The organism is Nostoc sp. CCY 9925 (assembly GCF_963920935.1).
In the GTDB taxonomy this organism is placed as follows: Bacteria; Cyanobacteriota; Cyanobacteriia; order Cyanobacteriales; family Nostocaceae; genus Nostoc.
On record NZ_CAWUDO010000298.1, the window covers coordinates 1 to 736 of the forward strand.

At 40.9% G+C, this 736-nt stretch carries 1 pseudogene; it reads right to left on the reverse strand.

Going from position 1 to position 736, the window contains the following annotated elements:
- Nucleotides 1-52: 52 nt before the first annotated feature.
- A pseudogene (locus ACM0OY_RS40530) lies at nt 53-283 on the reverse strand (hypothetical protein); the annotation flags it as partial.
- Nucleotides 284-736 lie beyond the last annotated feature (453 nt).

The following is a 736-nucleotide window of genomic DNA, read 5'->3' on the forward strand; positions in this document are numbered from 1 at the left end:
CTGGTCATACCCCTCTATTTTCTAGAGGCTCTTACCAGAAACGAGCCGCACCATTGTTGTCTGTATTGCGTTCAAAATGATTTCCAGCACGAAAAGCAGATTCACCGACTGTATATGCTGTCCCATTAAATTCCACTCTCCCTGGAACGTCTTCCATATCTGCTGTGGAAATGTAGCTGGGAACTCTCACAACTTCAAAGCCATCGACTAACAGCTTCAAGCTTCCGTAGCCATTGTCAAAGCCTGCCGGAAAAATTTTTTGCAGTGCGTGGATGTTCGTCATCGGTGTTAATTGAGCCATAAAAACAGAGCTTTTTGAGGATACCCTAAATGAGGGTTAATTGTAACCCATACCCATTTAGCTACCATGACTTCAGATGATATATTTGGGTACTATATGACCCTCATTTAGCGACTATTTGTGATTTTTAATTTTTTACCAGGTTCACTTATTTTTAGGAATTTGAAAAAACTGGTTCGGGGGTCAAAGAATTTTGGGTCTTGAATTGAAACGCGATCGCTCTATCTAGAGGATGGATGATTTTTAATTAAAGATGCTGAATTTCTTTCCTCACAAGAAGAATCACTGCGGGGCTAGTTTGTTAGACGACTATTTGCTAAGTGGTTCAGCCTTTTCTACCGAGTCATCATTTAATCCGAAAGTTAATTCCAAAGGAGTCTTGGACGGGTACGCCTTTACTACCTGTCGGTAAACATCATAGTTAGTAGGTAGCGT